This window comes from Streptosporangium sp. NPDC001681 (assembly GCF_040298085.1).
In the GTDB taxonomy this organism is placed as follows: Bacteria; Actinomycetota; Actinomycetes; order Streptosporangiales; family Streptosporangiaceae; genus Streptosporangium.
The window spans coordinates 21987-27986 of record NZ_JBEOZN010000126.1; the positions used below are offsets into that span (position 1 = coordinate 21987).

The 6000-nt window shown below is 68.8% G+C and carries 4 protein-coding genes; 3 read left to right on the forward strand and 1 reads right to left on the reverse strand.

Features of this window, described 5'->3' with window-relative positions:
* Nucleotides 1-2: 2 nt before the first annotated feature.
* On the reverse strand, nt 3-2114 hold the full coding sequence (gene uvrB / locus ABT130_RS38120; RefSeq protein ID WP_350922654.1) for an excinuclease ABC subunit UvrB: 2112 nt from the start codon (nt 2112-2114) through the stop codon (nt 3-5).
* A gap of 199 nt (nt 2115-2313) precedes the next feature.
* On the opposite strand from uvrB, the gene ABT130_RS38125 reads away from it, so the two are divergent.
* The 3 genes from ABT130_RS38125 to ABT130_RS38135 are packed head-to-tail and all read left to right on the forward strand — an operon-like array spanning nt 2314 to nt 5960.
* Entirely contained in the window at nt 2314-3870 is a 1557-nt protein-coding gene (locus tag ABT130_RS38125) for an SPFH domain-containing protein (RefSeq protein WP_350922676.1), read from the forward strand.
* A gap of 48 nt (nt 3871-3918) precedes the next feature.
* Complete coding sequence (locus ABT130_RS38130; protein ID WP_350922678.1) at nt 3919-5169, forward strand: SPFH domain-containing protein; 1251 nt, start codon at nt 3919-3921, stop codon at nt 5167-5169.
* A gap of 17 nt (nt 5170-5186) precedes the next feature.
* A complete protein-coding gene (locus tag ABT130_RS38135) occupies nt 5187-5960 on the forward strand; it encodes a sporulation protein (protein WP_350964042.1) in 774 nt (257 codons plus the stop codon).
* Nucleotides 5961-6000 lie beyond the last annotated feature (40 nt).

The following is a 6000-nucleotide window of genomic DNA, read 5'->3' on the forward strand; positions in this document are numbered from 1 at the left end:
TGTCAGGACACGCCGGCCTCGCGCATGTCGCGGACCTCCCGCTTGAGCTCCTTGATCTCGTCGCGGAGCCGGGCGGCGACCTCGAACTGCAGGTCGGCGGCGGCCTGGTGCATCTGCTCGGTGAGCGACTCCATCAGTGCCTCCAGCTGGGCCCTGGGCATCTCTCCGGCGATCGCCCTGGCATGCTGGCCCGCCTGCTTGACCGCGAAACCGGGGACGGGTGCCTTGCCGCGCGACTGCTGGCGACCGCTGCCGCCGAGCAGCTGGGCGGTGTCGGCGTCCTCCCGGTTGAGCGAGTCGAGGATGTCGGCGATCTTCTTGCGGAGCGGCTGCGGGTCGATGCCGTTGGCCTCGTTGTAGGCGATCTGCTTGGCCCGGCGGCGGTTGGTCTCGTCGATCGCCCGCTCCATGGAGGGGGTGATCCGGTCAGCGTACATGTGCACCTGGCCGGAGACGTTTCTGGCCGCGCGGCCGATGGTCTGGATCAGGGAGGTCTCCGAACGGAGGAAGCCCTCCTTGTCGGCGTCGAGGATGGCCACCAGCGACACCTCGGGCAGGTCGAGGCCCTCACGGAGCAGGTTGATGCCGACCAGCACGTCGAACTCCCCCATCCGCAGCTCGCGCAGGAGCTCGATGCGGCGCAGGGTGTCGACCTCGCTGTGCAGGTAGCGGACCCGGATGCCGAGCTCCAGCAGGTAGTCGGTGAGGTCCTCGGACATCTTCTTGGTCAGCGTGGTGACCAGGACCCGCTCGTCCTTCTCGGTACGGGTGCGGATCTCGTGGATCAGGTCGTCGATCTGCGACTTGGTCGGCTTGACGATCACCTCGGGGTCGATCAGGCCGGTCGGCCGGATGACCTGCTCGACCACGTCGCCCTTGGAGCGGCCCAGCTCATAGGGACCCGGGGTGGCCGACAGGTAGACCGTCTGGCCGATCCGCTCCAGGAACTCCTCCCACCTCAGCGGGCGGTTGTCCATCGCGGACGGCAGGCGGAAGCCGTGGTCGACGAGCGTGCGCTTGCGGGAGGCGTCCCCCTCGTACATCGCGCCGATCTGCGGGACGGTCTGGTGGGACTCGTCCAGGACCAGCAGGAAGTCCTCGGGGAAGTAGTCGAGCAGGGTGTTGGGCGCGCTGCCCGGCTCGCGGCCGTCCATGTGGCGCGAGTAGTTCTCGATGCCGGAGCAGGTGCCGATCTGGCGCATCATCTCCAGGTCGTAGGTGGTGCGCATGCGCAGCCGCTGGGCCTCAAGGAGCTTGCCCTGGCGCTCCATGGTCTCCAGCGTCTCGGCCAGCTCGGCCTCGATGCCCCGGACGGCGCTCTCCATCCGCTCGGCGCCCGCGACGTAGTGGGAGGCCGGGAAGATGTAGAGCTCGGTGTCCTCGGTGATCACCTCGCCGGTCAGCGGGTGCATGGTCGAGAGCTTCTCGATCTCGTCACCGAACATCTCGATGCGGACGGCGAGCTCCTCGTACTTGGGAATGATCTCGACGGTGTCGCCGCGCACCCGGAAGGTGCCCCGGGTGAAGGCCATGTCGTTGCGGGTGTACTGCATGTCGACGAGGCGGCGGAGCAGGCTGTCGCGCTCGATCTCCTGGCCGACCTTGAGCCTGACCATGCGGTCGACGTACTCCTGCGGGGTGCCCAGGCCGTAGATGCACGAGACCGAGGCGACCACGATCGTGTCGCGGCGGGTCAGCAGCGAGTTGGTCGCCGAGTGGCGCAGCCGCTCGACCTCCTCGTTGATCGAGGAGTCCTTCTCGATGTAGGTGTCGCTCTGCGGGACGTATGCCTCGGGCTGGTAGTAGTCGTAGTAGGAGACGAAGTACTCGACCGCGTTGTTGGGCATCATCTCGCGCAGTTCGTTGGCGAACTGCGCGGCGAGCGTCTTGTTGGGCTGGATGACCAGGGTGGGCCGCTGGAGGCGCTCGATCAGCCAGGCGACCGTGGCGGTCTTGCCCGTACCCGTGGCGCCCAGCAGGACGTTGTCCTTGTCACCCGCCTTGACGCGCCGTTCGAGCTCGGCGATCGCGGTGGGCTGGTCGCCCGAAGGGGTCATGTCGGTGACGACCTCGAAGGGGGCCACCTTGCGCTGCAAATCTGTTACCGGCCTCACCTGTTCCACTGTAGGCGGCGTGACCGACAATCCTTCTCCGTACGGTCTCCCGCCGGGGCGACCGGCTTAACCGCAAAGCAAGTGAACCGCAAGCGGGGTCCCCTTTACTGGCCGACGTGCCCGTGCTTACAAAGCGTGATATATCGAGCTTTCGACATATGACTACCTCGGAGGTGTGATGTCCCGGCCAAGAGAAGCCATGCAGTACGCGAGGGCCGCGGCCCAGACGATAGGGCAGGGCGGCGACATGCGCCAGGTGGTCGGGCAGGCCGTCGGACAGTTCGCCGGGCAGGTGACCGGGCAGGCCGCCGGGAGTCCCGGGGCCGCCGGGAGCGAGGGCTTCGCGCTCAACCCCTCCGACTTCGCCGCCGCCCGTGACCAGGGCGCCTCCCCGGGCACGATCATCGAGGCCCGCAGCGCGCCGCTCAACGAGGCCGGCGAGATCGTCAACCGGAGCTTCAGCGGCAACGGCCAGCACGGCGAGCCCGTCCACGTCATCTCCCCCGTGGTCATCCCCAAGAGCGGCGCCGCCAAGGTGATCATCCCGCTGGTGGTGCTGGCCGGCCTCGGCCTGGTCGGGCTGGTCGCCACCGGCCTCCCGGACGGGGCGCGGGTGCTGTTCGGCCCGCACTACTGGGCCGTGCTGGTGCTGGCCACGGTGTTCCTGTGGTGGCGCAGGAGCGTGGTCATGGTGCCCGAGGGCTGCAAGGCCCTGATCACCAAGTTCGGCAAGCTCGTGCAGATCGCCGAGCCGGGCCGGGTGACGCTGTTCAACCCGTGGAAGCGGGTCAGCTACATCGTCAACACCACCCGCGAGTACCCCTTCAACGCGCCCATCCGCGAGGCTCCCACCCAGCAGGGCGTCAAGGCCAGCGTCGATCTGTTCCTGCAGTTCCGGATCGAGGACCCGGCCGAGTTCATCTTCGTGCTCGGCTCGGTCAGCGGCTTCCAGGCCAAGCTGCAGAACGCCATCAGCGAGGTCACCCGCTCGCTGATCTACTCCCAGCGCGCCGAGGAGATCTACGACCTGGTCGGCGAGAGCACGATGGGCATGCTGGACAACCTCAACCAGCAGTTCCTGCCCGCCGTGCGGCTCACCGACGTCAACATCACGCACGCCGAGCCGTCCAGCCAGGAGTACCGGATGGACCTGGCCGCCCCCGAGATGATCAGGGTCGCCAAGGAGGCGTACACCTACGAGTACGAGCTCCAGCTCCGCAAGGAGCAGAACGAGGGCGACCTGATCAAGGAGCTGGCCGGCCTGCAGGAGCAGCTGTCGGCCATCCACGCCGAGATCGCCGGGTACCAGGCCCGGATGGACACCGCGCTGGAGCGCGCCTCGCACCAGGCGAAGGCCCAGGCGGGCCAGCGGCTGGTGGAGGCGGAGTCCACCGCCAAGGCCAACGCGGCGCTGCTGGAGGCCCAGGCGCTGGATATCCGCGCGCTGAGCGCCGCCGAGGCGCCGGAGATCCTCGACTACCGATTCCAGCAGGACCTGCTCGACAAGCTGGAGTCCGTCGCCTCGCACCTGCCGCGCCTGGTGCAGGTCGGCGAGGACGTCGATCTCGACCTGCTCGCGCTGGCCAGGCAGCTGGTCGGCAGCCGCGAGGCGCAGCTGTTCTCCGAGGCGGACATGGCCGCGATCAGGGCGCGGATGGCCGAGATCGGCGGCCGCGTCGAGGAGCGCGGGGCGGAGATCGCCGCCCTGCTCAACCCGCCCGCCGACGTCGCCGCTCCCGTACGAGATGAGGACTGACGTGCACCGGAACGGACCACGAGGCGAACGAGGAGCGGTGAGGACCCAGTGAGCAACGGAGAATTCTCCAAGATCAAGGAATCCCTGGCCTCCTGGTCGGAGATCCGCCAGCTGCTGCGCGGCGGCGAGTCGGGCCAGCTGGTCCCGGTGGTGATCCCCAAGGACCGGCGCGGCTTCGCCTGGGTGACGCTGCTGTTCTTCGCCCTCTACCTGGCGGGTACGGCCGCGCTCGCCGACGGGGTGTTCTCCCTGCTGGCCGCGGTCGGCGCGGTGTTCTTCCTGGTGGTGGCGCTGATCTGGCTCTGGCGGCGGGCGATCATCGAGATCGAGGAGGGCACCACCGGCGTGCGCAGCCGGTGGGGCGCGATCGTCGGCACGCTGCCGCCCGGCCGTCACTACCTGTGGCTGCCGTGGGACCGGGTGGACGCGGTGGTGGACACCTCCACCGAGATCCCCTACTCCGCGCCGATCGTGGCCTGCCCGACCGCGGAGAACGTCCCGCTCAAGTCGATCGAGTTCTTCCTGAAGTTCCGCATCGTCGACCCGGTGGCCTTCGTCCGTACGATCGGCGCCGGCAACTTCGACCTGGTGCTCAGCAGCGCCGTACAGGACGCCATCCGCCAGCGCAGCCGCCTGGTGCGGACCGAGCGCGCCTACGACCTGCGCGGCTCCGACGTCGGCGACATGCAGGAACTCCTCACCCGCCAGCTCGGCCGGTACGGCGTGCGGATCACCGGCGCCAACATCCCCGACGTGCAGCTGCCCGACCAGTACCAGCAGCACCTGGCCACCCGGGAGAAGGTCGCCAAGGAGCTGTCGGCCTTCGAGCGCGAGTGGGAGCTCACCCGCAAGCGCAGGATCGACACCCTGCTGATGGAGATCGAACGCTCCAAGAAGACGCGGGACGCGCGTATCGTCGAGGTACGAGCCGCCGCCAACACAGCGCGTAAGGACGTCGCCCGCATGCTGGAGGAGCACGAGACCGAGGCGCAGCGGGTGCGCTGGGAGATCGAGGCCAAGGGCCGGGCCGAGCTCACCTCCGCCGAGAACGAGGCGAAGGGGCTGCGCAGGCTGGCCGACTCCTACCGCGACAACCGCGCCGTGCTCCAGTACGAGCTGGCCCGCCGCAGGCTCGACGTGGGCGCCAAACTCGCGGAGAACGCACCTCGTCCCGTCGTCGTCCGCACCACCGGCGCCTCCGGCGACACCTCCGCGCTGTCCACCCTGCTTCTGGCCCAGCTCCTGCCCCAGTTGGGCGGCGGCAACGGCCAGGTCGCCCCGCCGAACCAAATCCCCTGAGAAAACCTGGAGTCAAGATGGTGTTCCGTAAGCTGATGGCCGCGTTCGGGGCGGGTGTCGAGGTCGACACGGTCCTGCAGAACTCGCACGTGCGGCCCGGCGAGGTCTTGCGCGGGCAGGTCAACTTCCGCGGCGGCGGCTCCGACTACAAGGTCGAGGGCATCTTCATCGACTTCACCGCCGTGGTCGAGGTCGAGAGCGGTGACAACGAGTACAAGTCGACCTACAGCTTCCTGCGCCAGCAGATCACCGGACCGTTCCACCTGGCCGCGGGCGCCCCGCAGTCGGCCCCCTTCCAGATCCAGGTCCCCTGGGAGACCCCGATCAGCGCCATCGGCGGCCACCCGCTGCGCGGCATGCAGCTCGGCGTCTCCACCGAGCTGGCCCTGGCCGGCGCGCTCGACAAGGGCGACCTCGACCCGCTGTTCGTCAACCCGCTGCCCGCCCAGGACCACCTGCTCGGCGCGCTGGACCGGATGGGCTTCCGCTTCAAGAAGGCCGACCTGGAGCGGGGCACCCTGCACGGCTCGCGGATGCCGTTCTTCCAGGAGATCGAGTACTACGCGGGCGGCGAGTACCACCGCCACTTCAACGAGCTGGAGCTGACCTTCATCGCCGGCCCCCAGGCGATGGACATCATCCTGGAGGCCGACAAGCGCGGCGGCTTCCTGTCCTCCAGCCACGACACCTACAGCCGCTTCACCGTCCACTACAACGACCACCCGGGCCAGGTCGAGCAGTCGCTGCGCGCCGGCCTCCAGGCCATGGCCCAGAAGCGCGGCTGGTTCTGACCTTTCTCGCGTCACGGCCGCGGCCCGGCCACCACCACCC